This window comes from Streptomyces sp. NPDC048419 (assembly GCF_043200415.1).
GTDB lineage: Bacteria > Actinomycetota > Actinomycetes > Streptomycetales > Streptomycetaceae > Streptomyces.
The window spans coordinates 1-11,755 of sequence record NZ_JBICXT010000010.1 but is presented as its reverse complement, the minus strand read 5'-3'; the positions used below and the strand labels follow the sequence as shown (position 1 = coordinate 11,755).

Sequence of the window (11,755 nt, the reverse complement as noted above, 5' to 3'; positions counted from 1 at the left end):
GGCGGGGGGGGGGGGCCCCCCCCCCCCCGCCCCCCCCCCCCCGCCCCCCCCCCCCGGCCCCCCCCCCCCCCCCCCCCCCGGCCGTGTACAGGTGGGTCGAAATCGCGCGAAATTCGCCGCCGTTGCCCCCTTGACAGTGGTCGGCCGTACGGAACACAGTTTCAGCGTTGCTCATAGCGAACTTCGTTGCGTAGCTCGCAACGCAGAGTCCGGTCTCGGAGCCGCCGAGCACCTCTCACCCCGGGGAGCGATCGACCCGCCCCGCCCTCCAGAACATCCAGAACATCCAGAACATCCAGATCTTCCGGAACTTCCGGCCGAAGAGCGCCTTCGGCCGTCCCCTCACGAGGAGACCGACCGTGACACACGAGGTACGCGCCGTCGTCGCCCGCAAGAAGGGCGCCCCGGTCTCGGTGGAGACCGTCCTGGTGCCGGACCCCGGCCCGGGCGAGGCACTGGTGCAGGTGCAGGCCTGCGGCGTCTGCCACACCGACCTGCACTACCGGGAGGGCGGGATCGGCGACGACTTCCCGTACCTGCTCGGCCACGAGGCCGCGGGTGTGGTCGAGGCGGTCGGCCAGGGCGTCACCGAGGTCGCCCCCGGCGATTTCGTCGTCCTCAACTGGCGCGCGGTGTGCGGTACCTGCCGCGCCTGCCGCAAGGGCACGCCCTGGAACTGCTTCGCCACCCACAACGCCACCCAGCCCATGACGCTCGCCGACGGCACCCCGCTTTCCGCGGCCCTCGGCATCGGCGCCTTCGCCGAGAAGACCCTCGTCGCCGCCGGCCAGTGCACCAAGGTCGACCCGGCCGCCCCCGCCACCGCGGCGGGCCTGCTCGGCTGCGGCGTGACGGCGGGCTTCGGCGCCGCGGTCAACACCGGCGGCGTCGGCCGCGGCGACTCGATCGCGGTCATCGGCTGCGGCGGGGTGGGCATGGCAGCCATCGCGGGCGCCAAGGTGGCCGGCGCCTCCCGGATCATCGCCGTCGACGTCGACGAGCGGAAACTGAAGTGGGCCGAGCAGTTCGGCGCCACCGACACCGTCGACTCCTCCCGTACCGACGCCGTCGAAGCGGTCCGCGAACTCACCGGCGGCTTCGGCGCCGACGTCGTCGTGGACGCCGTAGGCCGCCCCGAGACCTTCAAACAGGCCTTCTACGCCCGCGACCTGGCCGGCACCGCCGTCCTGGTCGGCGTGCCCACCCCCGGACTCACCCTCGACCTGCCGCTGCTGGACGTCTTCGGCCGCGGCGGCGCACTGAAGTCCTCCTGGTACGGCGACTGCCTGCCCGCCCGCGACTTCCCCGCCCTCATCGACCTCTACCTCCAGGGCCGCTTCGACCTCGGCGGCTTCGTCACGGAGATGATCATCCTGGACGAGGTCGAGGAAGCCTTCGCCAAGATGCACCACGGCGAGGTTCTGCGCTCGGTGGTGGCCCTGTGACCGCGCGGATCGAGCACCTCGTCACCTCCGGCACCTTCCAACTGGACGGCGGCAGCTGGGCGGTGGACAACAACGTCTGGCTGATCGGCAACGACGACGAGGTCCTGGTCGTCGACGCCGCGCACGACGCCGACGCGATCGCCGCCGCCGTAGGAGAGCGCCGACTCGTCGCCATCGTGTGCACCCACGCCCACAACGACCACGTCGACGCCGCCCCCGAACTGGCCCGCCGCACCGGCGCGCCCGTTCTGCTCCACCCGGCCGACGAGGTGCTGTGGAAGGCGGCGCACGCCCCGCGGACGCCCGGCTACTGGGAGTTGGCCGACGGCGAGGAGCTGACCGTGGCCGGCGTCCGGCTGCACGTACTGCACACCCCCGGCCACTCGCCCGGCGCCGTCTGCCTGTACGCGCCCGCCCTGGACGCCCTGTTCTCCGGCGACACCCTCTTCGACGGCGGCCCCGGAGCCACCGGCCGCTCCTACTCCGACTTCACCACCATCGTCGCCTCCATCCGCGACCGGCTGCTGAACCTGCCCTCCGAGACCACCGTCCACACCGGTCACGGCCCCAGCACCTCGATCGGGGCGGAGGCGCCCCACCTCGACGACTGGATCGCCCGGGGTCACTGAACGCCCGTCCCGCACTACCGAATTGGAGGAAGGCCATGGCGACACAGCCCAAGGTGGTCATCATCGGTGCCGGCATCGTCGGCTGCGCGCTCAGCGACGAGCTGACCGCGCGCGGCTGGACCGACGTCACCGTCCTGGAACAAGGCCCGCTCTTCGCCACGGGCGGCTCCACCTCGCACGCTCCCGGCCTGGTCTTCCAGACCAACGGGTCCAAGACGATGACGGAGTTCGCCCGGTACACGGTCGACAAGTACAACGCGCTGACCCTGGACGGCCAGTGGTGCTTCAACCAGGTCGGCGGCCTGGAGGTGGCCACCAGCCCCGAGCGGCTGGCGGAGATCCAGCGCCGGCACGGCTGGCTCAGCTCCTGGGGCGTGGACAGCCGGCTGCTCAGCCCCGAGGAGTCCGCCGCACTGCACCCCCTGCTGGACGCCGACCGTGTCCTGGGCGGCTTCCACATCCCCGGCGACGGACTGGCCAACGCGCTGCGCGCGGGCGAGGCGCAGGCCCGACTGGCGACCGCACGCGGCGCCCGCTTCCTCGCCCACCACACCGTCACCGGCATCGAGACGACCGGTGACCGGGTCAGCGCCGTCGTCACCGACCAGGGCACCTTCCCCGCGGACATCGTGGTCTCCTGCGCCGGCTTCTGGGGCCCGAGGATCGGCCGCATGGTCGGGCAGCCGGTACCGCTGGTGCCCCTGGCCCACCAGTACGCCCGCACCACGGCGCTGCCCGTACTGGAGGGCCGCAACGACGAGCGCACCCAGGCGTCCCTGCCGATCCTGCGCAACCAGGACGCCGGCCTGTACTACCGCGAACTCGTCGACCGCATCGGCATCGGCTCCTACGCCCACCGGCCCATGCCCGTCTCCCTCGACGAGGTGGCGCACCCGCGCGACGCCGTGATGCCCTCCTCGCTCACCTTCACCGAGGCCGACTTCGAGGGTGCCTGGTCCGACTCCCTCGCCCTGCTGCCGTCCCTGGCCGACGCCAAGGTCGAGGACGGCTTCAACGGCATCTTCTCCTTCACCTCCGACGGCCTGCCGCTGCTGGGCGAGTCCCCGAAGGTCCAGGGCTTCTGGCTGGCGGAGGCCGTGTGGGTCACCCACTCCGCCGGCGTCGCCAAGGCCATGGCCGAGTGGCTGGTCGACGGCCGGCCCGCCACCGACGTCCACGAGTGCGACGTCAACCGCTTCGAGGACGTCCAGCTCGCGCCGTCGTACGTGCACGAGCGCAGCTGCCAGAACTTCGTCGAGGTCTACGACGTCCTGCACCCGCTGCAGCCCATGGAGGCCCTGCGCCCGCTGCGGATCAGCCCGTTCCATTCCCGCCAGGAGGCCCTCGGCGCGGTCCTGCTGGAGGGCGGCGGCTGGGAGCGCCCGCACTGGTACGAGGCCAACGCCGCGCTGCCCGAGGTGGCCCGCGTCCCCGGCCGGGGCGCGTGGGCGTCGCGCTACTGGTCGCCGATCGCCCGCGCCGAGGCCCTCGTCACCCGTGAGCGCGTGGCCCTGTACGACATGACACCGCTGAAGCGGCTGGAGGTCACCGGCCCCGAAGCGCTGGCCTTCCTGCAGCGGTTGACCTCCAACCAGCTGGACAAGCCGGTCGGTTCAATCACCTACACCCTGCTGCTCGACGCCGCCGGCGGCATCCGCAGCGACCTGACCGTCGCCCGCCTGGAGACCGAGCGCTTCCAGATCGGCGCCAACGGCAACCTCGACCTGGACTGGCTGCGCCGCCGCCTGCCCGGCGACGGTTCCGTGCAGGTCCGCGACATCACCGCCGGCACCTGCTGCCTCGGCGTGTGGGGCCCGCTCGCCCGCGACCTCGTCCAGCCGCTCACCGACACGGACTTCTCGCACAAGGGCTTCGGCTACTTCAAGGCCAAGCAGGCCTGCATCGGCGAGGTCCCGGTCACCGCGATGCGCCTGAGCTACGTGGGCGAACTCGGCTGGGAGATCAACACCACCGCCGACCTCGGCGCCAAGCTGTGGGACACCCTGTGGCAGGCCGGGCAGGAACTGGGGATCGTCGCGGCCGGCCGCAGCGCCTTCAACAGCCTTCGCCTGGAGAAGGGTTACCGCTCCTGGGGCCACGACATGACCACCGAGCACAACCCGTACGAGGCCGGCGTCGGCTTCGCCGTCCGCCGCTCCAAGGCACACTTCACCGGCAAGACCGCACTGGACGGCATCAGCGACGAGACGGTCACCCGCCGCCTCACCGCCCTGGTCATCCAGGACCGGCAGTCCGTGGTCATGGGCCACGAACCGGTCCACGCCGGTGGCCGCCCGGTCGGCTACGTGACCAGCGCCGCCTACGGCTACACCGTCGACGCGCCGATCGCCTACGCCTGGCTGCCGGCCGAACACGCCGCCCCCGGAACCCCGGTGGAGATCGAGTACTTCGGCACCAAGGTCCCGGCCGTCACTGCGGCCGAGCCCCTCTTCGACCCCGAGATGTCCCGCATCCGGCGCTGAACCGGCCACCAGAGCCGACGCCGATCACCCCTCATCGGCACCATTCCCCATCGGCACCATTCCCCATCGGCACACCTTCCAGGAGATGGACATGGCCACTTCGTACGACGTGATCGTCGTGGGCCTGGGCGGTATGGGCAGCGCGGCCGCCTGTCACCTCGCCGCCCGCGGACAGCGCGTGCTCGGCCTGGAACGCTTCCGCCCGGCCCACAACCTCGGCTCCAGCCACGGCGGTTCCCGCATCTACCGGCAGGCCTACTTCGAGGACCCGGCCTACGTGCCGCTCCTGCTGCGCGCCCACGAGCTGTGGGAGAAGCTCGCCGCCGACTCGGGCCGGGAGGTCTTCACCGAGACCGGCGGCCTCATGATCGGCCGCGAGAACAGCGCGGCCTTCGACGGCACCCTGCGCAGCGCCCGGCAGTGGGGCCTGGACCACGAGGTGCTGACCGCCGCCGAGATCCGGCGCCGCTTCCCCACCTTCAGCCCGGCCGACGAGGACGTCGCCTTCTACGAGCGCAAGGCCGGCATCGCCCGGCCGGAGGCGACCGTCACGGCCCATCTGGACCTGGCCCGCGCGCACGGCGCCGAGCTGCACTTCGCGGAGATGGTCCTGGGCTGGGAGGCCGACGGCCCCGGCGGCAAGGCCTGGGTGGTCACCGACCGCGGCAGCTACACCGCCGAGCGGCTGGTGTTCGCGCCCGGTGCCTGGGCGCCGAAGCTCCTGAGCGACCTCGGCGTGAGCGTGACCGTGGAGCGGCAGGTCATGTACTGGTTCCAACCGGAGGGCGGGACCGGTCAGTTCGACGCCGGACGGCACCCCGTCTACATCTGGGAGGACCCGGACGGCACCCAGATCTACGGCTTCCCCGCGCTCGACGGCCCCGACGGCGGCGCCAAGGTCGCCTTCTTCCGCAAGGGCGTGGCCGGCGACCCCGAGACCCTCGACCGCGAGATCCACCCGGACGAGATCGCGGCCATGGCCGACTACCTGCGACCGCGCATCCCCGCCCTGCCGGGCCGCTTCCTCAAGGGCGCGGCCTGCATGTACGCCAACACCCCGGACGAGCACTTCGTCCTGGCCAAGCACCCCGGGCATCCGCGGGTGATCGTGGCCTGCGGCTTCTCCGGCCACGGGTTCAAGTTCGTGCCCGTCGTCGGCGAGATCATCGCCGACCTGGCCACCGAGGGCACCACCGAGCACCCCATCGCCCTTTTCGACCCCCGCCGCGTGCGGGTCCGACCTCTTGCAAAGGTGACCTGATGACCATGATGGACCTGCCCCCCAGCCTCATCTCCACGCTGCCCGGGGGGTACTACACCGATCCCGAGGTCTTCGCCCAGGAGCAGGAGCACGTCTTCGAGACCATGTGGTTCTGCGTGGTCCGCGCCTCGGAGCTGGCCAGGCCCGGCCAGTTCCGCACCTTCCAGGTGGGCCGGGAGAGCGTGCTGGTCTCCCGCTCCCGGGACGGCTCGGTCAAGGCCTTCCTGAACATCTGCCGGCACCGCGGCGCCAAGCTGTGCACCGAGGAGTCCGGCGAGGTCAAGCGGGCCTTCCAATGCCCGTACCACGCCTGGACCTACGGCCTGGACGGCAAGCTGGTGGCCGCCCCGAACCTGACCTCGATGCCGGACATCGACCGCACCGCCTACGGCCTGGTCAACCTCCATGTCCGGGAGTGGCTCGGATACGTGTGGGTGTGCCTGGCGGAGAACCCGCCCTCCTTCGAGGAGGAGGTCATCGGGGACGTCGTCTCCCGCCTGGGGGACGTCGAGTCGATCGAGCGCTACGGCATCGAGGACCTCCAGCTGGGCCGTCGTATCACCTACGACGTGAAGGCCAACTGGAAGCTCATCATCGAGAACTTCATGGAGTGCTACCACTGCGCCACGATCCACCCCGAACTCACCGAAGTACTCCCGGAGTTCGCGGACGGCTACGCGGCGCAGTACTACGTCGGCCACGGCGCGGAGTTCGGCGAGGAGGTGCAGGGCTTCACGGTGGACGGCTCCGAGGGCCTGGACCGCATCCCGGGCGTCGGCGACGACCAGGACCGCCGCTACTACGCGATCACCGTCCGGCCGCAGGTCTTCATCAACCTCGTACCCGACCACGTCATCTTCCACCGCATGTACCCGATGTCCCACGACCGCACGATCGTCGAGTGCGACTGGCTCTACCTGCCGCACGTGGTGGACAGCGGCAAGGACGTCAGCCGGTCCGTGGAGCTGTTCCACCGGGTCAACCAGCAGGACTTCGACGCGTGCGAGCGCACCCAGCCGGCGATGAGCTCCCGGGCGTACGCCAAGGGCGGAGTGTTGGTACCGAGCGAGCACCACATCGGCGAGTTCCACACCTGGCTGCAGGGCCGGCTCGACGCACCGTCCGCCGGCTGATCCCTGCCCCCGACCGCCCGTTCACCTGCCGTACGGCCCCTCCGGCAGGTGGACGGGCGTCAATACTGTAGATATGGCCATGTCCAGATCCCGGCGGTCCCGGTCTCCGGCGCGCCTGCCCTCCGTGCTGAACGTGCACAGCGTCGCCGGACAGGTCTTCTTCCTGCAGCTGGGCGCCGTCGCGCTGCTGTTCGTCGCCGCGGCGGCGGCACTCGTACTGCAGGCCCGCGGCTCCACCCTCCAGGAGGCACGCGAGCGCTCGCTCGTCGGCGCCGAGACGTTCGCCCACGCGCCGGGGACGCTGGCGGCGATGAAGTCCGCGGATCCCAGCGCGGTGCTCCAGCCCCGGGCGGAGGAGGCCCGGAAGCTGTCGAGGGTCAACTACATCATCGCCTTCAGCCCCGCCGGCATCCGCTGGACGCACCCCGACCGAGCCTGATCGGCAAGCACGTCGTCGGTTCCTACTCGGACGCCCTCGCCGGCCATATGCATCAGGCCACCTACGACACCCCCGGCGTGGGCCGCGCCGTGGACACCATGGTCCCGGTCTTCGACACGGACGGCAGGGTCGTCGGGCTGGTGTCCGTGGGCATCACGGTCAGCAGCGTCAACCACAAGGTGATGGAGCAACTGCCGCTGCTGTTCGGCTCCGCCGCCGTCGGGCTGGTGCTCGTCGCGGGCGGGGCGGCACTGGTCAGCCGGCGGCTGCGGCGTCAGACGCACGGTCTGGAGCCGGCCGAGATGACCAGGATGTACGAGCACCACGACGCAGTGCTGCACGCGGTCCGCGAGGGCGTGCTCGTGGTCAGCGGGGAGGGCCGGCTGCTGCTGGCCAACGACGAGGCGAGCCGCCTGCTGGACCTGCCCGAGAACGTGGTGGGCCGCCAGGTCTCCGACCTCGGCCTCGCCCCCCGCACCACCACCCTGCTCACCTCGGGCCGGTCCGCCACCGACGTGGTGCTGCTGGCGGGGGAGCGGCTGCTGGCGGCCAACGTACGGCCGACCGCCCCGCAGGGAGAGCCGGCCGGATGTGTGGCGACGTTCCGCGACACCACCGAGCTGCGCGCGCTGGCGGGCCGCGCCCAGATGGCGCGGGCCCGGCTGCAACTCCTCTACGACGCCGGGGTACGGGTCGGCACCACGCTCGATGTGGTGCGCACCGCCGAGGAGTTGGCCGAGATCGCGGTTCCGCGGTTCGCCGACTACGCCACGGTGGAGCTGCCGGACGCGGTCCGCCGGGGCGAGGAACCCGGCGGGGCGAGGCCGGCCATGCACCGGGTAGCCGTGCGCGGCATCCGCGACGACAACCCGCTCTACCCGGCGCATGAAGTGATCACCTTCCTGCCGGCGACCCCGCAGGGGCAGGGACTTGAAAGTGGCCGCGGCGTGCTGGAGCCCGATCTGAGCAGCGCGCCGGGCTGGCGGGCGCAGGATGCCGAACGGTCGCGGCGCGTCCTGGAGTTCGGTATCCGCTCACTGATCACCGTGCCGCTGCAGGCCCGCGGCACGGTGCTGGGCATGGTCGACTTCTGGCGCTCGGACCAGGACGCCTTCACCGAGGAGGACCTGGCCTTCGCCGAGGAACTGGCCGCGCGCGCCGCCGTCGCCATCGACAACGCCCGCCGCTACACCCGCGAGCACACCATGGCGGTCGCGCTGCAGCGCAGCCTGCTGCCCCGGGCCCTGCCCGAGCAGTCGGCGCTGGAGGTGGCCTACCGCTATCTGCCCGCGCAGGCCGGCGTGGGCGGCGACTGGTTCGACGTGATCCCGCTGCCCGGCGCCCGCGTCGCCCTGATCGTCGGGGACGTCGTCGGCCACGGCCTGCACGCGGCCGCCACCATGGGCCGCCTGCGCACCGTGGTGCACAACTTCTGCGCCCTGGACCTGGCGCCCGACGAACTCCTGAGCCATCTGGACGAGTTGGTCGCCCACATCGACGAGACCGAGACCGACCGGAGGGACAACGGCGAGAGCGCCGACCGCTCCGGACAGGCCGGGGCCGCCGAGGGCGGGAGCGCCGACGGTGCGAACGCCGCCATCACCGGCGCCACCTGCCTGTTCGCGATCTACGATCCGGTCACCGGCCGGTGCAGCATCGTCCGGGCCGGCCATCCCGGCCCCGCACTGGTCCACCCCGACGGCGCCGTCACCTTCCCCGACGTACCCGTCTCACCGCCGCTCGGCCTGGGCTCCGGGCTGCCGATCGAGACGGCCGAACTGGACCTGTCCGAGGGCTCGCGGCTCGCCCTGTACACCGACGGGCTGATCGAGGGCCGCGACCGTGACATCGACGTGGGCCTCGGCCTGCTGCGCGACGCCCTGGCCCACCCTGGCCAGAGCCCGGAACAGTCCTGCCAGGCCGTCCTCGACGCCCTGCTGACCGACCGCCCCGGGGACGACATCGCCCTCCTGGTGGCGGAGACCAGACTGCTCGACCGGGACCGGGTCGCCGAATGGGACGTGCCCAAGGACCCGGCGGCGATCGGCCCCATCCGAGCGGCCTGCGCCCGTACGTTGGAGTCCTGGGGTCTGGACGAGATCGCCTTCAACGCCGAGCTCATCCTCAGCGAACTGGTCACCAACGCCGTCCGCTACGGCGGCGATCCCATCCGTCTGCGGCTGCTGCACGACGGCGACAGCCTGATCTGCGAGGTCGCCGACGGCAGCAGCACCTCCCCGCATCTGCGCCGGGCGGCCACCACCGACGAGGGCGGCCGCGGCCTGTTCCTGGTGGCCCAGTTCGCCCGCCGCTGGGGCACCCGCTACACCGCCCGCGGCAAGGTCATCTGGAGCGAGCAGTCCGTGGACGCCGAACCGGCCGAGTTCGGGGAAGCCCTGGGCGACATGCTCCTGGACCAGTGGGACGAGCCGACGGTGTAACCGCAGGCCACAAGCCTGTCGCCGGACAGACCGCCGCCTCGGCCGAGTTGCGCCATCCGGAACTTCGCGCGCCATCGGAAACTTGTACCGCCCTTCCCTTGACAAGCCCCGGACCGCGCCGAAACCATGTTGCGTATAGCGAGCATCGTTGTGCTATGTGAGACATCAATGCGAGACAACACCGTCTGGAGCCCCCGCATGAGGACCATCACCGTCGTCGGAGCGTCGCTGGCAGGCCTGAGCACGGTCCGCGCGCTGCGCGCACAGGGCTACGACGGCGAGATCGTCGTCGTGGGGGAGGAGCGCCACGACCCCTACGACCGCCCGCCGCTGTCGAAGGACTTCCTCAAGGGAGACATCGACGCCGACGCCCTCGCGCTCGGCGACGCGGACGAGTACGAGGCCCTTCAGGTGGACTGGCTGCTGGGCGAGCGCGCCGTGCGGCTCGACCCCGCCGACCGCTCCCTCACCCTGTCGGGCGGCCGGCAGCTGTGTACGGACGCGGTCGTCGTCGCGACCGGCGCGAGCCCCCGGATGCTGCCGGGCATGGACGGACTGGCCGGCGTGCACACCCTGCGCACCCTCGACGACGCCCGGGCCCTGCGCACCGAACTGCTGGACGGGCTGCCCAGGGTCGTCGTGATCGGCGCCGGCTTCATCGGCGCCGAGGTGGCCTCCACCGCACACCGGCTCGGGCTCCACGTCACCGTCGTCGAGGCCGTCGACGTGCCGCTGGAGCGCCAACTGGGGCGCGAGATGGGCCTGGTGTGCTCCTCGCTGCACAGCGATCACGGGGTGCGCCTGCTGTGCGGGACCGGCGTGGCCGAACTCGTCGGCGAGGACCGGGTCACCGGCGTACGCCTCGCGGACGGGCGGCTGCTGCCCGCGGACATCGTCGTGGTCGGGGTGGGCGTACGGCCCGCCACCGACTGGCTCGCCGGCTCCGGCGTGCAGGTGGACGACGGCGTGGTCTGCGACGCCGGCGGCGCGAGCACCGTCCCCGGCGTGGTCGCGGTCGGCGACGTCGCCCGCTGCCCCAACCCCTTCACCGGACGGGACGCCCGCATCGAGCACTGGACCAGCGCCACCGAGCAGGCCAAGACCGCCGCCCGCACACTGCTCACCGGCGAGTCCGCGCCCGGCCGGGTCACCGCGCCGTACTTCTGGTCCGACCAGTACCAGGTGCGCATCCAGGTCGCCGGACACGTCGCGCCCGGCGACCGGCCCGAGCTCGTCGAGGGCAACCTCGACAGCCGCACCTTCACCGCCGTCTACCTGCGCGAGAGCAGCCCCGTCGCCGTGCTCTCCCTGAACCAGCCGAAGGTGTTCAACCGCCTCCGGCGCACCCTGACCCCCGCCGCCACGGCCGTCGTCTCGTGATCCCCGCCTCCCAACTCTGCGCGCGCCCGCGGCGGGAGAGCGGCCCGAGCATCCCGCGGCACCTGCGTTACACCTGGGACCACGAGTGGCTCGCGGTGGACGAGGGCGATGCCACCGTCGGCATCACCGCCTTCGCGGCCGAGGCCCTCGGGGACGTCGTCCACCTACGGCTGCCCGAGGCCGGTGCCTGGGTCGAGGCCGGCGAGAGCTGCGGCGAGATCACGTCACGGACCGCCGTCAGCGGCCTGTACGCCCCCGCCTCCGGTCGCGTCCTGGAGGTCAACCCCGCGCTGGCCGACGCCCCCGGCGTCGTCAACGACGGCCCCTACACCGTCGGTTGGCTGTTCAGGCTGCGCGTCGAGAACATCGCCGGCGCCCTGTCCGCCGACGCGTACGCCGCCCACTGCGCCCACACCCAAGGAGACTGTCGATGACCCTCTTCAACCAGCCCCTGCATGAGCTGGACCCGGAGATCGCCGCGGCGGTCGACGCCGAGCTGGTGCGCCAGCAGTCGACCCTGGAGATGATCGCCTCCGAGAACTTC

Annotated in this window: 7 protein-coding genes and 1 pseudogene; all 8 read left to right on the top strand. The window is 71.9% G+C overall.

The features are described from left to right. The first annotated feature begins 359 nt into the window (after positions 1–359). The 8 genes and pseudogenes from ACGFYN_RS21405 to gcvH all read left to right on the top strand — a co-directional run bounded on the left by ACGFYN_RS21405 (position 360) and on the right by gcvH (position 11,645). Positions 360–1,445, top strand: coding sequence for an S-(hydroxymethyl)mycothiol dehydrogenase (locus ACGFYN_RS21405; RefSeq protein ID WP_393867422.1), 1,086 nt, complete (start codon positions 360–362; stop codon positions 1,443–1,445). After that, positions 1,442–2,074 carry an MBL fold metallo-hydrolase gene (locus ACGFYN_RS21400; RefSeq protein WP_393867421.1) on the top strand — a complete coding sequence of 211 codons (633 nt, stop codon included), beginning with the start codon at positions 1,442–1,444 and terminating at the stop codon, positions 2,072–2,074. Before ACGFYN_RS21405 ends, ACGFYN_RS21400 begins: the two co-directional genes overlap by 4 nt. Before the next feature lie 35 nt (positions 2,075–2,109). After that, the gene (locus ACGFYN_RS21395; RefSeq protein ID WP_393867420.1) at positions 2,110–4,557 is read left to right on the top strand and encodes an FAD-dependent oxidoreductase; all 2,448 of its coding nucleotides are present in this window, start codon (positions 2,110–2,112) and stop codon (positions 4,555–4,557) included. 91 nt (positions 4,558–4,648) lie between these two features. Continuing rightward, on the top strand, positions 4,649–5,818 hold the full coding sequence (gene solA / locus ACGFYN_RS21390; protein WP_393867419.1) for an N-methyl-L-tryptophan oxidase: 1,170 nt from the start codon (positions 4,649–4,651) through the stop codon (positions 5,816–5,818). Next, positions 5,818–6,951 (top strand): aromatic ring-hydroxylating dioxygenase subunit alpha, encoded by a 1,134-nt coding sequence (locus tag ACGFYN_RS21385; protein WP_393867418.1) that lies wholly within the window; start codon positions 5,818–5,820, stop codon positions 6,949–6,951. The genes solA and ACGFYN_RS21385 overlap by 1 nt, the downstream gene beginning before the upstream one ends. Positions 6,952–7,030: 79 nt before the next feature. After that, positions 7,031–9,831 (top strand): annotated as a pseudogene (locus tag ACGFYN_RS21380) (SpoIIE family protein phosphatase). Positions 9,832–10,029: 198 nt separating this feature from the next. After that, positions 10,030–11,211 (top strand): NAD(P)/FAD-dependent oxidoreductase, encoded by a 1,182-nt coding sequence (locus ACGFYN_RS21375; protein ID WP_393867417.1) that lies wholly within the window; start codon positions 10,030–10,032, stop codon positions 11,209–11,211. Further along, positions 11,208–11,645, top strand: a complete 438-nt coding sequence (gene gcvH, locus ACGFYN_RS21370; RefSeq protein WP_393867416.1) for a glycine cleavage system protein GcvH — start codon at positions 11,208–11,210, stop codon at positions 11,643–11,645. Before ACGFYN_RS21375 ends, gcvH begins: the two co-directional genes overlap by 4 nt. Positions 11,646–11,755: the final 110 nt, after the last annotated feature.